9 protein-coding genes are annotated in these 12,754 nt (G+C 65.8%); 1 reads left to right on the top strand and 8 read right to left on the bottom strand.

The window, feature by feature from the left end; all coding sequences use genetic code 11:
- Positions 1 to 16: 16 nt before the first annotated feature.
- The 6 genes from C8J24_RS16085 to C8J24_RS17425 form a co-directional block, all read right to left on the bottom strand.
- Positions 17 to 3,412, bottom strand: coding sequence for a M10 family metallopeptidase C-terminal domain-containing protein (locus C8J24_RS16085; protein ID WP_107933937.1), 3,396 nt, complete (start codon positions 3,410 to 3,412; stop codon positions 17 to 19).
- Positions 3,413 to 3,672: 260 nt separating this feature from the next.
- Entirely contained in the window at positions 3,673 to 4,299 is a 627-nt protein-coding gene (locus C8J24_RS16080; protein ID WP_107933934.1) for an energy transducer TonB, read from the bottom strand.
- A gap of 343 nt (positions 4,300 to 4,642) precedes the next feature.
- Entirely contained in the window at positions 4,643 to 5,062 is a 420-nt protein-coding gene (locus tag C8J24_RS17430) for a hypothetical protein (RefSeq protein ID WP_146163721.1), read from the bottom strand.
- Between the two features lie 222 nt (positions 5,063 to 5,284).
- The gene (locus tag C8J24_RS16070; RefSeq protein WP_107933930.1) at positions 5,285 to 6,154 is read right to left on the bottom strand and encodes a CE1 family esterase; all 870 of its coding nucleotides are present in this window, start codon (positions 6,152 to 6,154) and stop codon (positions 5,285 to 5,287) included.
- A 112-nt stretch (positions 6,155 to 6,266) separates the two neighbouring features.
- Complete coding sequence (locus C8J24_RS16065) at positions 6,267 to 6,548, bottom strand: hypothetical protein (RefSeq protein ID WP_107933927.1); 282 nt, start codon at positions 6,546 to 6,548, stop codon at positions 6,267 to 6,269.
- Positions 6,549 to 6,723: 175 nt separating this feature from the next.
- Positions 6,724 to 7,359: a TetR/AcrR family transcriptional regulator gene (locus C8J24_RS17425; protein WP_167396789.1), complete on the bottom strand. Its 636-nt coding sequence runs from the start codon at positions 7,357 to 7,359 to the stop codon at positions 6,724 to 6,726.
- A gap of 64 nt (positions 7,360 to 7,423) precedes the next feature.
- Between C8J24_RS17425 and C8J24_RS18035 the strand changes: the two genes are divergently transcribed.
- On the top strand, positions 7,424 to 9,892 hold the full coding sequence (locus C8J24_RS18035) for an alpha/beta fold hydrolase (RefSeq protein WP_107933923.1): 2,469 nt from the start codon (positions 7,424 to 7,426) through the stop codon (positions 9,890 to 9,892).
- Between the two features lie 28 nt (positions 9,893 to 9,920).
- Here the strand turns inward: C8J24_RS18035 and C8J24_RS16045 are convergent, their stop codons facing one another.
- Complete coding sequence (locus tag C8J24_RS16045; protein WP_107933921.1) at positions 9,921 to 11,657, bottom strand: hypothetical protein; 1,737 nt, start codon at positions 11,655 to 11,657, stop codon at positions 9,921 to 9,923.
- A gap of 11 nt (positions 11,658 to 11,668) precedes the next feature.
- Entirely contained in the window at positions 11,669 to 12,754 is a 1,086-nt protein-coding gene (locus C8J24_RS16040; protein ID WP_107933919.1) for a protein-glutamate methylesterase/protein-glutamine glutaminase, read from the bottom strand.

Genomic DNA, 12,754 nt, shown 5'->3' with positions numbered 1-12,754 from the left:
CGGCCTATGGCGCAGCTTACATGAAGAAATCGTTCGCGGTCAGCACCTGGTGACCGGTCAGCGCGATCGAGAAATCGGCACCCGCACCGCTGTCGATATTGCCCTCGACCACGGTGAATTCCTTCCCGCCGATCATCTGGTAGCTGTAGCGCAGCTGCCCCGGCGCGGTGAATCGCGCGCTCGTGCCGATGAAGCTGAACGCCTGATCGCCGCGCGCGAACAGCGACGTGTTGGCGTCGATCATCGACAGGTCGATCTTGTCCTGCCCGACGGTGAAGTCGGTGATCACGTCGCGCGACGCCGATGCGAGGCTGTCGCCCTTGGCCTCGAACCGGAAGATGTCCGCGCCGGCACCGCCGGTCATCATGTCCAAGTCGTCGCCACCGATCAGGATGTCGTTGCCGTCGCCGCCGCTCAGGACATCCCTGCCATTGCCGCCGATCAGCGTGTCGTTGCCCGCGCCGCCGTTGAGCGTGTCGCTGCCGAGCCCGCCGGTGAGCCGGTCGTTGCCGCCGAGCCCGTTGAGCACGTCATTACCCCAGCTGCCGTCGAGCACATCCTGCTCGCTGGTGCCGTTGATCGTCTCGGAGAATATCGTGCCCGTCTTCGTGATGCCGACCACGTCCGTCACGCCGATCGTCAGCGTCTGCGTGTCGATCGCGCCGCGTGCGTCGGTCGCGACCACCGTCACGCCGTATATATTGTCGCGGTTGGCATCGGTGGGCGCCTCGAAATCGGGCGCGGTGACGAACTTGAGCACACCCGTCGTCGCGTCGATCGAGAAATTCGCGCCGTCGCCGCCCGCACCGATCGAATATTTGATCGAATCGCCCCAGACGATGTTGGCGTCGGTCGCGGTGATCGTCGTCAGTGCCGTGCCGTTCTCAGCGATCGACAGCGATCCCGTCGTGCCGCCCGCGAACGACGTCAGCACCGGATCGACATTGGCCTGATGACCGATCTTCACATCGTGAACGCCGATCGCGCCGAGGTCGATGGTCAGGATCTCGCCGATCTGGCTGGCGACCGTCCCGCCGCTCACCGTCGTCCAGTCGGTGCCGGGCGCCTTCAGATCGACGGTGACTTTGCCCTCGCCCTCGACCGTGAACGCCAGGTCGCGTCCGTCGCCGCTCAGTGTCGTCAGCGTCGCGCGCATCGGCAGCGCGGTGATGTGGGTCACGTCGTCCGCCACCGCGCCCATCGTGATCGCATAGGTCCCGCCCGCCTTGGGCAGGAACACGGTGTCCGCGTCATAGGCGTACCAGCCCGCGACACCCTTGATCACTTGGCCGCTGCTCTGGCCGTCGACGTCGAGCGAGAAGCTGCCCGTCGTCGCGCCGACCGTCGCGGTGATCGTGTTGCCGACGACGGTCGAGGTGATCGTCGTATTCTGGAACGCGCTGACCCGGCCTGCCAGATCGGCAAGCGTCACGAACTCCACCCCCGCCGCCGCGGCCTGCGCGATGAAGGTGGTGAACATCTGCTTGGTGTACGGGCTGGTCGCGCCGTCGCTCGACCACATGGTCGGGCCGTAATCATGCCACGGCCACACCACGACCGGCGCATCGCCACCGGCGGTCAGCGCGGCGAATTCCTTGGCCCAGATGGCGCTGGCTTCGGCAACGGTCTTCTTCTGGAACTCGATCAGCGAGAAGTCGAACGACGTGTTCGGCGCGATATACACCTTGTCGTCCGCGGCATTCTGCGGGGTCATGTACCCGACCGCGTTGGGATAACCCGCACCGACGCCCGAATAGCCGCCGCTGAGATAGGTCACGTATTTCAGGATTTCCTGGCTCGTCGCGATCTGCTCGGGCGCGCCCGGTACCGCGGCACCGCCGACCGTCACGGTCTTGCCGAGATACGCGCTCAGCTGCTTTTCCAGCTCGGCGCGCGACTGGCCGAACTCGAACGCGATCTGCGCATCGGTCAGCAGATTGGTGTTCTCGGGATGCGTGTAGCTGTGCGAGCCGACCTCGTTGCCGGCATCGAGCAACGCCTTATAGACGGGCAGCGAGACCGCCCAGTCGGTTGTCTGACCGTTCGCGGCATCGTTGCCGACATTGACGTAATAGCTGCCGACGAAATTATAGTCGGTCTTCCATTCGGTGAGGATCGGCAGCAGCTTGTCGTAGATACCGGGCGCGGTCCCCGCCGGATTGACCTCGTCGCGCTCCTGGCTCTGGTCCATGTCGACGCGCGACGCGAACAGGCCGCTCTGCCGCGTCATCTGCAATCCGACCGACAGGCCGTTGCCATGGACCGAATAATCGATCGCCTTCTGGAGCAGATTGTCGTCGGCCATCACCGCTTCGCTCGAGAACAGCACGTTGCGCCCGCCGGTCTGGGTGGCGATCGCCGCCGCATAGGTCTGGCCGTTGACCGTCTCGGTCGCGATCGTCGTGCCGGTCCCGCTGACGCTCGTGAACGCGTTCCAGCCGATGCCGGTATATTCGCGAATGACCTGCCCGTCGGCATAGCCGTCGAGCACCAGCTGTGCCCCATCGCTCGCCTTCACGGTCACGTCGGCCGGAAAGCCGCCGGTCACGCGCGTCGCGTCGAACAACAGCTTCATCCGCGCATAGGAGTCGCCGGCCAGCGCGGCATTGTCCGCGCCGTTGGTCATGAACTCGCCCGCCGCGACCAGGCCGATTCCGAACTGCGTGGTCGCCTGTTCCAGCGTCTGCGCGATCTGGTCGGCCTTGCCCGCCTCGACGTTGCGGAACGACGGGAAGACGATCGTGTCGTATCTCGCGAGCGTCGCCAGGTTGGTGAGATCGCCTTCGGTCAGGATGTCGAACGGCACGCCCGCCTGCATCGCCTGGCTCTGCGCCGCCATGAAGAGCTGTGAATAGGCAGTCTTGCTGAAATAGGCGTTCGCGGTCGTATCGGACCAGACGATCGCGATGCGGTGCGTGGGATCGGCGACGACGCCGGTGTCGTTGAACACGGTGAACGCGGGGTTCGAATAGCTGCCGGGCAGGAATGCGGTGTCGTTGACGTCGTAGATCGTGTCGATCGCGTTCGGATTGCCGATCGCCGCCTTGGGGACCTTGAACTCGACGGTGGTGCGATCCGCCGACCACGCCGCCTGCAGGCCGCTGGCGATCAGCGTCTGCCCCGCCGCACCGCTGTACAGCGAGACCGTGCCGTCGGCGGCGAAATTGACGTTGAATTCGGCACCGCCTGCGAACCCGAACACCTGATAGCCGGTGGCCGTGTTGCGATCGGTGTTGAGCCAGGCGGTGGTGTTTGCGCCGATCGCCGTCGGCGCGGTCATCGCAAAGGCAAAATCCGCGCCGTCGCTGCGGGCATAGATCGCATAGCCGGCACCGAGGCCACGGTCGATCCGGTCGCCTGCGGTCCAGTCGTTCAGAGTGCCATCAACGGTCACCGGAGTTGCGTTCGCCATTCTTTGTCCCCGCTTCGGTCTCGGGCTTCATGCGAGGGCCAAGCCGCTCGTCATCAAGCTCGAGCGTCAACTAGCGAAGACCGTCGGTCTTTCGAACAACTTAGATGAATGGTTAACGCCGAACTTGTATCACCATGGTACGCGATTACTGGTGGTATGCCCGGGCGCGAGGGCTGAGCGGTAATGCGGGCGAAACCGGAAGAATGGCAAAGCTGTGTCAATGGTAACGAACATTGATCACGTGCGCCTATCGTGTCAGGTTAACCCAGTTTAGTCGAGGTGAACTCAATTCGCTGCATGCGAATGACTGGCCACGCCTTGTCGGCCTTGTCCTTGGCCGGCGCGTATCGATAATGCTTTATCATCGAAGAACAGGCGCCGGTATCGAATGGCGCAGAGCCGCTCGACGTTATAACCGAACAGTGTCGGATCGCGCCGTCTTCCCCGACCAGATAGGCCAGGGTGACAGCAACGGACCTCCGCCCCGCCGGCAGCTTCGCGACTTCCAGCACGATGTCTGCCGGCACCTTGGGTGTAGGGGTCGAAGCATCAAAGAAGAGCTCAATGAGCCACCGAACCCGCATCCGGTAGACACCGTACATGGGCGACCCGGTCTCGTCCGTAGCCGGCGCATATTTACCCCGCAGCACCCCGGCTGCACACGCCTTCAGGTCCAGATCCTTGGATCCGCTGGTCGAGACAAGGCCGCACGTCTGCGGTTTTCCGGTCGGATCGATCAGGATCTCGACCACCGTGAAACCGCCCTTGCCCGTACCGGCTGCGCGCGCGACGTAATCGTCGGACGTGAGCATCTCACTCGCGTTGCGGACGATCACGGGCGTCAGCGTGCCCTGTCCCCCAAGAACGAGCATTACCAGCCAGAACATTCGCCTCTCCCCGTTGCGGATAGTGCTTCTTTGTAGCTGGAACCCCGGGCTGTTGACGCTCGTCTCGCGGGTAGGGTCGCCCACCCGACCCGATGCCCGCAGGTGCGTTTCTTTCCGGCAGCGCACCCCAACGGCAATCCGGGCCCCGGCAGCTTAAGCATGATCATCTGACCCTGCCGCGAGCCCGTGGCTCCGCCGGCCGAACCAACCGCATCCAAAGGGGTACCCGTCAGGCGCGGGCGGCATGGTGCGGCGTCCCGTGGCGGCGGAAGACATGGCTCAAAGCGACCCGAGACCGGCGGCTACAGACGCGCCGCTGTTGGCGTTTAGGCCCAACGGCGCGTCAAGGGGCCGGATGACCGTGCGCCATCATGACGTCGAGCTTGCTCTTGGGCATATTGATCATGAGCCCGTTCTTGTTCTTTGCAAAGGACGGAAAGTCCACCTCGACGCTCCCGATCGCACTCGACACGACCGCAAAGCCTTTACCGACGGTCTCGATCTTGCCGACGAGGAGTCCCTTTGCGTCATGGACTTCCAGCCCCTGAATGATGTCCTTCGGTCCGGCCGGGACCGGCCGCATCGTCAATCGATTGGTGTCGGTAACGCTGACTGCGAAATCCCGGAAATTTTGCTGACGGTTGAATTCCCCCGTACCGCTGTCGTTCGCCCCGACTCCCTGCGCCGAAGGAAATTGTTGTCCCTGGGCTCCGGTTGCCGATGCGAGAACAGATGCGATCATGCCAAGCAAAAGCCCCCGCATTTCATCCTCCCATTATCTTATGCAACCAGCGTATCCTGCTTTCATATCGCGGACAATACATCGAGTCGGTCTGATAAAATAAGCATTAGGTAATTTAATACAAAACAACTGGCAGATTAACCTGGCAATCAACCATCGCAATAGGGTTGGGATGGCGAAGTATTTGAACTGGCAACCAAACCGGGAATTGCCGAGACGACCTGGCAGCTGCCGACCTTTGGCTTAGCGCCGGTGGCGGGAGAAGAACGCCCACATTGCCTCATTGTCTACGACCGACCAGCTATGCGGCCCGCCGCGCGTCACACGCGCCGCGACGCTCGTGCCGTGCTGGCAGCGGGCATAGCCCTGTTCGTAGACCGTCGCGCCGAGGTTGCGGGCATAGGGATCCGAGCAGCCGTTCAGCACGGCCCAGCGTTGCAGCGCGGCGGCCTGTGAATATTGCCAATAGGGCGCGCCGCCGCCGGTGATGGGGTTGGTGGTGTCGGCATCGCCGGCGAAGGCGAGAACGGGCAGCGGCGCTGTCGAGCGACACGTCGCAGGATCGGCGCGTGACACATTGGACGTGAGGGGGCGTCCGGCACGCAGTCCGACCACCGGCGCGATCGCGGCGAAACGTCGTGCGACGACGCAACCGAGCCAGGACGTCATCCGTCCACCACCCGACAAGCCGGTCGCGTACACCCGCGCGCCGTCGACGCAGCCTGTTGCGACGAGCCGGTCTATCAGACCCGTCAGATACCGGACATCGTCGCGTGCATCGCGTGCCGGCATGCTGCCCGTGACGGTCGGGACGCCGGGGATGTTCCAGACAAAGCCGCGATCCGTGGCGATACCGCCATCGGGCGCCGCGACGACGAAGCCATGCCGATCCGCCGTCTCGGCGAGGTGGCTGTCCCGCAGCATCTCCGCGCCCGTGCCGGTGCTGCCGTGGAGCAGGATCACGAGCGGCACGGGCCCGGTTACGCCCGCCGCGGGAAGGTGAAGCATCGCGCGTTCAGGCAGGGCCTCGATGCTGCCAGGACGGCACTCGGCGCGCGCGACACCCGCAACGAAGCAGAGGGCAAAGGTAATAAGCAGACGAAATACCACCATGTGTCCGATCCTCGACGTCAGCCATCCGCGCTGAAAAGTCCCTGTAATAGCAAGGAACGCGTGTCCAGACGCGCGTCACGTCCTGCGTCGTCGGTGGATCGAGACCCCAGCGCTAGGATTGCGGCAAGTTGGCGAGGCGGCGTTCCACGCCGTTCCAGAACCGCTCGAGCCGATCGAGCGCGTGTCGCTTGATACGGTTGACCTCGTCGTCGGTCATGACCTGTACCCCGGTTGCCTGAAGGCTGCCGAAATCCTTCAACATGCGATGCGCCGTAGCCTGACAGGCCCTGACCGGATCAGTGTCGCTGGCGAGCAGCAAGGCATACAGGTTTTCCAGCACGAAGCCCTGTGCAGCCAGTGCGCCGGCCACGGCTTCGGCAAATTCATCGTCCACTGGGTATCTCCGTCCGCCGTGCCGCGGTGTGTAGCGAAGCGCTTGGCGTTCGGAAACCGCGCAGATCAAGTGTGTTGCAGCGATGACGTCGTCGTCACGACCGCCGCGGCGGAATGTGGGAAGTGGAGAAGGGCAGGGGGCTCCTTAACTCGGGCGTTCCGGTGACATCGCGCCGCTAATCATCACCCCCGCAGCTGACCAGCATCCGGCAGAGTGGCTCGACCGTGCGCACGACCCGCGCCACGGGTTCGTCGCACCCCCGCGCTACCCAGTCGCGCGCCACCGCGAGCAGCCCGTGCATGGCGCCGGCACGGCACAGCGGCTCGATCGAGCCGGGGACATGGGTCGGCACCAGCGTGCCGGCGATCAGGTCGGCGAAGCTGGCCATCGAGCGTTCGAACAGTTCGTCGACGTGCGGGTCGATGCCGGACAATTCCGACAGGAAGACGCGCGCGCTGGCCGGTTCGTCGCGCAGCAGGTCGTAATAGGCGGTCAGCAGCGCGATCAGCCGATCCTGCGGCGTCCCCCCCGCCGCATCGGCCGCCGCGGCGACCCGTTGCGTCACGAACTGCGTGACCTCGCCGAATGTCGCTAGAAGCAGCGCCTCGCTATTAGCGAAGGCTTCGTAGAAATAGCGCGGGGTCAGCCCAGCCGCGCGGCAGACCGCGGTCACCGTCGTGTGCCGATAGCCCTGCTCGCCATACAGCGCGATCGCGGCGCGGATCAGCCGGCTGCGCCGTTCGACGCGCCGCTCGCTTGCCGATGCACCGCCATAGCGCCGTCCGCCTTGGCTTGCCGCCCTCGATTTCAAGTGATAACTCCTGTTTCCAGATAACGGCGATTGCTGTCGCATCCTTCTATCGGAGCACTCCGGCATGGCAATTGAGACTGCGTCCATCCCCTCCGCCTCCGGCGCCGCGGAAGAGCTCGACATCGTGATCGTCGGTGCGGGTCTGTCGGGGATCGACGCGGGCTATCGCTTTCAGACCGAATGCCCGGGCAAAAGCTACGCGATCCTCGAGGCGCGCGATGCGATCGGCGGCACCTGGGACCTGTTCCGCTATCCCGGCATCCGCTCGGACTCGGACATGTACACGCTGGGCTTCCCCTTCCGCCCCTGGCCGAGCGACCAGGCGATCGCCGGCGGCGACGCGATCCGCGACTATATCGCCGACACCGCGCGCGCATTCGGGATCGATGCGCATATCCGCTTCGGCCGCCGCGTCGTTCGCGCCGCTTGGTCGTCCGCCGATGCGCGCTGGACGGTCGAGGTCGAGCGGGACGGCGCCGCGTCGGAGCGGATCGTCTGCCGGTTCCTGTACATGGGCAGCGGCTATTATGATTATGACGCCGGCTTCACGCCGCCCTTCGAGGGTGTCGAGGACTATGCGGGGCAGCTCGTCCATCCGCAGCACTGGCCCGCCGACCTCGATTGGGCCGGCAAGCGCGTGGTGGTGATCGGCAGCGGTGCGACCGCGGTGACGCTGGTGCCGTCGCTCGCCGAAAAGGCCGCGCACGTCACGATGCTGCAGCGCTCGCCGACCTATATCGTCTCGCGCCCGTCACAGGACGGCTTTGCGCGGTGGACGCACCGGGTGCTGCCCAAAAGCATTGCCGACAGCGCGACCAAATGGAAGAGCGTCGGACTCGGCATCGCCACCTACGCCTATGCGCGCAAGCGCCCCGATCACATGAAGGCGCTGATCCTGAAGGGCGTCCGCGCGCAGTTGCCCGAGAAATACGAGGTCGAGCGCGATTTCGAACCGCGCTACGATCCGTGGGACCAGCGTATCTGCCTCGTCCCCGATGCCGACCTGTTCGAGGCGATGCGCGGCGGCAAGGCGGAGATCGTGACCGATCACGTCGCCCGCTTCACACCGACCGGCATCGCGCTGCGATCGGGCCGCGAACTGCGCGCCGACATCGTCGTCACCGCCACGGGCCTCGTCCTGCGCCTGCTGGGCGGCGTCGAGCTCGTCGTCGATGGGCAGGTCGTGAACCCCGCCGACCGGCTGATCTACAAGGGCATGATGGTGAGCGACGTGCCGAACCTAGCGCTCGCCTTCGGCTATACCAATGCATCCTGGACGCTGAAATGCGATCTGTCGGCCCGCTACGCCTGCCGCTTGCTGCGGCACATGGACGCGAACGGCTATGATATGTGCACGCCCACGCACGACGACCCCTCGGTGACACCCGAGCCGATGCTCGGCTTCACCTCGGGCTATGTCCAGCGCGCCAACGCCATCCTGCCACACCAGGGATCCAAGGCGCCGTGGAAGGTGCATCAGAACTATGCGCTGGACCTCGCCGCGCTAAAATTCGGCAAACTGGAGGACGGAACGATGCGGTTCGACAAGGCGCGCGGTGCCACCACTCCGGCGCCGGTCGAATCACCGCGCTCTGCCGTTTCGATCGGCGCGGTGACGGCCGCGGCGGCGATCGCAGCAGTCGGCGGTCTTGCGCTGTTCGCGAAGCTGAGCCAGCGGCGGACCGAGCGGATGATACCTGCCGACGGCGCCTTCATCGACGTCGACGGCCGGCGGATGCACTATCTCGACCGCGGTACCGGACCGACGATCGTGATGATCCATGGCCTTGCCGGGCAGATGCGCAACTTCAGCTATGCGCTGCTCGACCGCCTCGCGACCGAGTACCGCGTGATCCTGATCGACCGGCCCGGCTCCGGCTATTCGGCGCCCGGCGAGACCGCGAATATCCGCGCGCAAGCCGCCCAGATCGCGCGTTTCGTAGCGGCGCTGGAGCTCGAGAAGCCGCTTGTCGTCGGCCATTCGCTCGGCGGCGCAGTCGCGCTCGCGCTGGCGATCGATCACCCGGAAGCGGTCGGTGGCTTGGCGCTGATTGCGCCGCTCACCCAGCCGCAGGACAGCGCGCCGAGCGCGTTCGCGGCTCTCGCGATAGTCTCCCCCGCCGCGCGCAAGGCGGTGGCCTGGACGCTCGCCACACCCGCCGCCATCCTGGCGGGCGAGAAGGGCGCGGCGGCGGCGTTCGCGCCCGAGGCCGTGCCCGCCGATTTCGCGACGCGTGGCGGCGGGGCGCTGGTGTCGCGGCCGGCAAATTTCGAGGCGGCCTCGGCCGACCTCGTCGCCGCCAATGACGACCTGCCCGACATGGTCGCGCGCTATCACGGCCTCTGGCTCCCGGTCGCGATCCTCTATGGCCGCGACGACCAGATTCTCGATCCCGAGGTGCATGGCGCCCGCTTCGCCGACATGGTGCCGCACGCCGCGCTGACGCTGATCGATGGCGGCCACATGATTCCGGTGACGCGGCCCGACGAGACCGCGGCGTGGATCAGGACTCAGGCCGATCGTCTCGGCTGATCGAACCAGCCGGGGGCGCGCCGCGACCTCAGAACAGACCGTCGCAGTCGTCCGTCTCTTCTGACATCGCAGCGACCTCGGCTTCGGGCTGGTCTTGGGATGGCGAAAAGCGGGCGTGCACCTGGCGTTCGCGTGCCATCGTGTAGAGTGCGTTTATCGCGTGAAAAAGCTGCTCACCGGTGGCCGAGATACTCTGGCTCGCTTCGACCAGCGGCATCGCCAGTGCATCCAGTTTCGCGTTGATGCGCGCCAGCGGCTCGGCAAACGCGGTTTCGCAGTCCAGCGTGCTGGTCATCGCCGCGACGATGTCGTGGATCGCACCCGCATCACGGTCGAGGCCGGACATGCCCTGACGCGTGAGCAACGCCCCCGCGCGAATGACCGCGAGCGCTTCGGGCAGCGACCCTGCCGTCGCTTCGTTGCCATCGGGGGGCGAGCCGATCGCGTCGGCGGCGTCGCTCAGCTGTTCGAAGGCGCTGGCGATCGATGCCGAGACAGCCTCCAGGGTGTTGACGGCACAGCGGATCTCGGTCGCGATACGCGCCAGCCCGTCGCCCTCGCGGCCCATGCGGAACGAGCGCAGATCGGAATTCCACGCCATGATCCGCACGCCGCTCGTGACCCGGTGGATCGTCGTCAGCCGGTCGCCCAGGCGTCTGACGGTGGCGGAGGCTTCGGATCCCAATTGCGTCGACCGCATGTCGGCGTCGCGCAACTGCGCGGTGACCGCATCGACATCGGCGACGCTTTGCTCGAGCAGCTGCAGGAACGCGCCATCGCTCGTCCGCTCGACGCCGCTCGATTCATGCGGTGCCACCATCGTCGCGACCTGCATTGCGATCGCGCGGAAATTGCCGCCCAACAGACGCGATTCCTTCTGGAGATCCGCAGCCGCGTCAGCGACCTGGGCCGCGAGCATCGCCATCACCTGGCCTTCGAGCGCGCTGGCGGCAGCCGGATCGCCCGCGCGATTGAGCTCGTCGACCGCCGTACCGAGCAGGCTGCAGGCCTGAGCGACATGTTCGAGCCGCTGCCGGGTGATGTCGCCGATCTGCAACGCGCCGTGCGCCGCAGACAGCTTGCTGCGAATGTCGCGGGCAATTGTCGCGATCGTCTCGGCACGCCGCGCGGCCTCGATCTGGTTCTGCTGGAGTCCGATCGCGTCCGCGGCGAGCTTGTCGGGAACATGCGGGCACAGGCGCGCGCATTCGGACGCGAGCACGCGGTTCACCTCGACGACGCAGGGAACCGTCGATGCGAGCTGCCCGACCTCCTTGCTGATCTCGTGGATTTCGCGTTCGCTGACGTCCAGTTCGGCGACCATCGCGTCGGCGAACTCGGCAAAACCATGCGCGCCAGCGGCCGCGACTTTCAGATACTGCCCGCAGATCTTCAGCAGATCGAGCGTCCGGTCGACCCGCCCGATTTCCGTCTGCACCGTTCCGCTCGCTTGCTGAAGGATGTCGAGCGAATGCTGCCGCGTCTTCTGTCGCGCGGGCAGGCTGGCGAGCTGGTCGGCATTGGCCTGCATCGTCGCGACCGCGCGGTCGGCGGCATCCCGGTCGAGCGCATTGGTGACGCTTTCGAGGCTGCCGATCAGGTTTCCGACCGTGTCATAGGCGCGTTCCAGCGAGCGACCGGCATCGACGAAGCGCTGGTCGAGCCCGCTCGCCACGCTCTCGAGCTCGGTTGCCAGCACGCTCCAGGCCGGCATTTCGTCGCCGTCCCGATCGGACTCGACAGCCTTGTGTTCGACCCGTGTCATCGTCCTAGCCCCTATTGTGCCGTTGCGTGCAAGACGTCGCGGGCGATGTGATGCAACGGGACGACCCGATCGACGCCGCCCAGCGCGATCGCTTCCTTGGGCATGCCGAAGACGATCGACGTCGCCTCGTCCTGCGCGAAGGTGCGGCCGCCCGCCTGTTTCATCTCGAGCATACCGCGCGCGCCATCGTCGCCCATCCCCGTCATGATGACGCCGATCGCGTTCGTGCCCGCAGCGGTTGCCGCCGAGCGGAACAGGACATCGACGGACGGCCTGTGGCGCGAGACCAGCGGCCCGTCGCGGACCGCAACGAAATAGCGGGTCCCGCGCCGCTCGATCATCATGTGCTTGCCGCCGGGTGCGATCAGGACCGTGCCGGGCAGGACGGGATCGCCGTGCTCGGCTTCCTTGACGGTCACGACGCACAGCGTGTTCAGCCGGTTGGCAAAAGCGCGCGTGAAGTTTTCCGGCATGTGCTGAACCACGACGACACCGGGCGTCGTTGCGGGCAGCGCCATGAGGACTTCGCGCAAGGCTTCGGTTCCCCCGGTCGATGCGCCGAGGCATACCACGCGCTCGGTCGCGCGGTTCATCACCCGACCGCTCGGGGGCGGCAGGACGGCGTCCGCGGTGAGCTTCTGCTCGAGCCGGCCCGGCCGGCTGCCATTGGACGACCGCAGCGAGACCCGCACGCGCGCCGCCGCCTTGATCACGTCGCGGATCTGGAGATTGTGATCGGCGAGGTGCTCGGCGAGCCCGGCACGGGGCTTCACGATGACGTCGACCGCGCCCGCCTCCAATGCCTGCAGCATCGCGTCGGAGCCCTTTTCCGTGACCGACGAGCACATCACCACGGGAAGCGGGCATTGTGCCATCAGCTTCTTCAGGAACGTGATCCCGTCCATGCGCGGCATCTCGACGTCGAGCATCATCACGTCGGGTACTTCGTCCTGGATGCGGCGGGCCGCACTGAACGGGTCGGCGGCGGTGCCCATGACGGTGATCTCTGGATCTTCCTCGAGGATCGCCGCAAGGGCATGCCGCGCGACTGCGGAATCGTCGACGATGAGCACACGGATTTTTCCGGAGACGGCCAT

The sequence above is a fragment of the Sphingomonas aerolata genome (assembly GCF_003046295.1).
GTDB classification, from domain to species: domain Bacteria; phylum Pseudomonadota; class Alphaproteobacteria; order Sphingomonadales; family Sphingomonadaceae; genus Sphingomonas; species Sphingomonas aerolata.
Note: the sequence above shows the minus strand (reverse complement) of the source record. Positions and strands in the feature narration are given on the sequence as shown.

Bases quoted from the DNA above. Each gene is read 5' to 3' on its own strand.
- C8J24_RS16085 (WP_107933937.1), bottom strand. From the start codon at position 3,412: ATGGCGAACGCAACTCCGGTGACCGTTGATGGCACTCTGAACGACTGG.
- C8J24_RS16080 (WP_107933934.1), bottom strand. From the start codon at position 4,299: ATGTTCTGGCTGGTAATGCTCGTTCTTGGGGGACAGGGCACGCTGACG.
- C8J24_RS17430 (WP_146163721.1), bottom strand. From the start codon at position 5,062: ATGCGGGGGCTTTTGCTTGGCATGATCGCATCTGTTCTCGCATCGGCA.
- C8J24_RS16070 (WP_107933930.1), bottom strand. From the start codon at position 6,154: ATGGTGGTATTTCGTCTGCTTATTACCTTTGCCCTCTGCTTCGTTGCG.
- C8J24_RS18035 (WP_107933923.1), top strand. From the start codon at position 7,424: ATGGCAATTGAGACTGCGTCCATCCCCTCCGCCTCCGGCGCCGCGGAA.
- C8J24_RS16045 (WP_107933921.1), bottom strand. From the start codon at position 11,657: ATGACACGGGTCGAACACAAGGCTGTCGAGTCCGATCGGGACGGCGAC.
- C8J24_RS16040 (WP_107933919.1), bottom strand. From the start codon at position 12,754: ATGGCCGTCTCCGGAAAAATCCGTGTGCTCATCGTCGACGATTCCGCA.